The 254-nt window shown below is 70.5% G+C and carries 1 protein-coding gene; it reads right to left on the bottom strand.

The genetic code is table 11. The features are described 5' to 3' along the window. On the bottom strand, window positions 1-235 hold a 235-nt coding region (locus tag ACLF6P_RS30090), incomplete at its 3' end, for a hotdog family protein (protein WP_415954597.1). Window positions 236-254: the final 19 nt, after the last annotated feature.

The following is a 254-nucleotide window of genomic DNA, read 5'->3' as shown; positions in this document are numbered from 1 at the left end:
AGACAGGGCCGTAGCCGAAGCCGGCCTCGGCCAGCACGTCATACACGCCGTCGATCGAGACGGCCTCGGCGCCGGGCGCGGGCCACTCGGTGAGGGAGGTGTCGTGAAGCGCTGTTGTCGCGGGTGCGACGAAGCCGGTGGCGTGAAGCGTCCACGCCTCCGCCTGGTTGTCTCCTGCGGGTGTGGAGTGGACGGTGATCGGGCGCCGCCCGTCCTCCTCTACCGAGCCGACCACGATCTGGAGGCTGACGCTG

Origin of the sequence: Streptomyces lothianensis (genome assembly GCF_047779955.1) — a bacterium.
In the GTDB taxonomy this organism is placed as follows: Bacteria; Actinomycetota; Actinomycetes; order Streptomycetales; family Streptomycetaceae; genus Streptomyces.
This window is presented reverse-complemented; position numbering and strand designations above follow the sequence as displayed.